This is a genomic window from Propioniciclava sp., from assembly GCF_029977985.1.
In the GTDB taxonomy this organism is placed as follows: domain Bacteria; phylum Actinomycetota; class Actinomycetes; order Propionibacteriales; family Propionibacteriaceae; genus Propioniciclava.
This window is the reverse complement of the sequence record NZ_JARKOT010000224.1, coordinates 1-1,824: the sequence shown is the minus strand read 5'-3', so window position 1 is coordinate 1,824 and position 1,824 is coordinate 1. Positions and strand designations below refer to the sequence as shown.

The 1,824-nt window shown below is 73.2% G+C and carries 2 protein-coding genes and 1 pseudogene; all 3 read right to left on the bottom strand.

Annotated elements, in window-relative coordinates:
* The coding region (locus Q1K57_RS12975) for a phosphate acyltransferase (RefSeq protein WP_300083332.1) at positions 1–1,222 on the bottom strand (1,222 nt) is incomplete at its 3' end.
* Positions 1,219–1,527 carry a hypothetical protein gene (locus Q1K57_RS12970; RefSeq protein ID WP_300083330.1) on the bottom strand — a complete coding sequence of 103 codons (309 nt, stop codon included), beginning with the start codon at positions 1,525–1,527 and terminating at the stop codon, positions 1,219–1,221. The genes Q1K57_RS12970 and Q1K57_RS12975, both read right to left, overlap by 4 nt.
* Positions 1,528–1,535: 8 nt before the next feature.
* Positions 1,536–1,824, bottom strand: a pseudogene (locus tag Q1K57_RS12965) (hypothetical protein); the annotation flags it as partial.

Below are 1,824 nucleotides of genomic sequence, written 5' to 3'. Positions count from 1 at the left end.
CGCCGAGCAGGGTGAGCCGGCAGATCCGCTGGTCGAGCAGTCGGTGGGCCGCCCGCAGGATCCGCTCCTCGGTGCCTTCCGGCAGCACGATGTGCTGGTTCGCCTTGCGCGCCTGCTCCAGCAGGCGGTGCTCGAACATCAACGGCGTGACGATGTCGGCGCGTCCGACCGCCTTCGAGGTGTCCAGCAGCACGGCGGAGTCGACCTGACGGGCGAACACCCGGCGGGCCTCCTCGAGCTGGGCGCCGGTCAGCCGGTCCGGCGCCTGCTGCCCGGCCAGCCGCCGACCCACGCGATCGAGGACGTCCTCGGTGCGCAGGAGCGGGGTGCCGACGGCCAACTCCTGCCACAGTGCCCGCACCTCCTCTCGCAGAGGCTTCGGCCCGGCGGCGATGGCGGCCGCGGGGAGGGGGAACTTCCGGCTGGCCGCGCCGACCAGGAGCCCCAGGGGGATCTCGTCCCGATCGGAGGCGAAGACGACCGTCGAGGTGGGACGCACCGCGGGCAGCAGGCTCGCCAGATCCGTGTCGGCGCGGAGCAGGTCGGCCGCGCGGATGCCCGAGACGTCGCGCGCGCCGGCGACGACGCTGGCGTGGAGCGCGTCCAGGACCCCGACCTCGTCCGCGCGGTTCGGGGTGAGGTCGTCGACGACGAACACCGGCACCGGGAGGTCGGCGAGTTCGGTGCGATCCAGCGACTGGCCGGGGGTGCGGACGACAAGGACGGCCACCACCTGCGCGTAACTGCGCTGCGCCTCGGCCAGAGCGACCGCCGCCCGCTGCCGGGTCGGGTCGGCACCGCCGCGTCCCGGCACCACCAGCACCAGCGGGACGTGCAGGTCGGCCGAGATCCGGGTGTTCCACGCGAACTCGATCGGGGCGAGCGAGCAGTCGTACTCGCTGCCGAGCACCAGGACGGCGTCGTATCGGCTGGCACATTCGGCGAAGCGGCTGACCACCTGGGCCGCCGCGCCCGCCGGATTCTCCAGGCACTCGTCCGCTGTGGCTCCCCAGCGTGGCGCCCCGGTGCCGGTCCCGGCCTGCTCCACGAGCGCGTCCAGCACCCGGTCGGCGGACGCCTCGGCGACGATCGGGCGGAACACTCCGACCGCTCCATAGTGGCCGGTCAGCTCGGCCAGCAGACCGACGGCCAGTTGCAGCAGGTTGGGGCAGTGCTCGGTGGGGCACAGGTAGACCGCCGGGCGCCCGAGCTGGACGGTCACCCCTGCTCCTGGCGGATCACGCGGGCGATGACGGCGTCCAGCCCGTCGGGTTCGCGGCCGAGGACGCCGATCACGGCCCGGCGCACCAACGCGGCGTCGTCTGTCGCGTCGCTCCCCGGGGTCTCCGGACCGGGGCTGCTGGCCGCGGGCGTGACCTCGTCAGCCGGCACGAGCCGGACACCGCGATCCCGGGCGTGCTCCCTGGCGAGTGCGGTCACGATGTCGGTGGGACCCAGCGGCACCTCGGTCTGCCCCTGGGCGAGCAGGTCGTCGATGGTCTCCGCGGTCAGGACTCGGCGTGCCACAGCTCCTCCTACTGACCCGTGACGGCGTTGATCGCGGTGACGGCGGCCTCCCGGGCGGCCAGGATGTCGGCTTCGGTGCCCGACAGCCACATGCGGCCGTAGACCCCGACCGAGGTGAGGTGGTTCAGGAAGACCGGCGCCGCCTTCTCCGCCTCGTTGGCGGCGAGCGAGATGTAGGCGGCCGGCTCGACCTCCATGACCAGCATGGTCTGGCCGGCCTCGATCATCGTCCCGCGGTTGAACCGGTTGAGCACCTGCGCCTGGTACGGGTGCACGTTGGTGATGACCTGCTCGGAG